Raw genomic sequence first — 577 nt, 5'->3', positions numbered from 1 at the left:
AGTACATCTCTCTAAAAACCTCGTTAGCATCAGGCTCAACCGCCTCATTCTTCTGATTCACAGAACCACATCCTGACAATACAAAAACTAAAACAAACACAACCGACAAAAAAATACGCTTCATCGCATTACTCTCCTTCGCCTTATAATCTGCTGGTCAAAAGGAGGCTTATTCATAAGGGGTAACCAGCAGCCAAAAACACCACAAACACACCCACACAAGACGCTACCAACCGACGCATCCGAACACCCCTACACCTATCGTTCCACTTCATCGAGTTGCCTGCCTCGAATAATACTCCACCTCATCACGAGTGCCTGCTACTTGATCCTCGACTATGGACACCTCACCTTCAAAACGTTTACGCACCAACGAACCAAACGACAAGGGCAACCACCTCTTCTTCCCCAGAGCCTTGACCAAACCCTGAGGCCTCTTGCTCTTTACTGTATTCCACCAGCTATCCTCAGACACAAACACAAAGGACTCACCAGATACAGGGTCAGCCTCACCTATCACCATGCGCAACTGACCTGACTCAAGAACGCTGATCTGCACATCATCCACAGAAACGTT

Annotated in this window: 1 protein-coding gene; it reads right to left on the bottom strand. The window is 47.7% G+C overall.

The window, feature by feature from the left end:
* Positions 1 to 271 precede the first annotated feature (271 nt).
* On the bottom strand, positions 272 to 577 hold a 306-nt coding region (locus tag L7A20_RS11845; RefSeq protein ID WP_237223682.1), incomplete at its 5' end, for a hypothetical protein.

Origin of the sequence: Rothia nasimurium, from assembly GCF_928381415.1 — a bacterium.
Lineage (GTDB): Bacteria > Actinomycetota > Actinomycetes > Actinomycetales > Micrococcaceae > Rothia > Rothia nasimurium_H.
The sequence above is the reverse complement of the archived record's forward strand: the minus strand, read 5'-3'. Positions and strand labels throughout refer to the sequence as shown.